The following is a 261-nucleotide window of genomic DNA, read 5'->3' on the forward strand; positions in this document are numbered from 1 at the left end:
GTCGTCGTCAGCGCCTGGGTCGCATGGCCATTGGATGGAAACACAAAGGACAATTCTGGCGCTTGTGTATCGAGAATCAGCGTGCGGGTGTCGCTGGTGGTATTACCGGCGGCATCGGTAACGGTGATTTCCAGCTCGTTGTCACCGTCGGTCAGCGTTAGATCGACGCTGAAGCTGTCGTTATCCAATGTCGCAACCACATGATCGCCATTCAGCAACACGGTGACGGTACTGACCGACTCGTTATCGCTGACATTACCT

Annotated in this window: 1 protein-coding gene; it reads right to left on the reverse strand. The window is 54.8% G+C overall.

What is annotated here, in order from left to right:
- The coding region (locus Q4563_RS20655) for an Ig-like domain-containing protein (protein WP_303605846.1) at positions 1-261 on the reverse strand (261 nt) is incomplete at both ends.

The organism is Gilvimarinus sp. 1_MG-2023 (assembly GCF_030548285.1).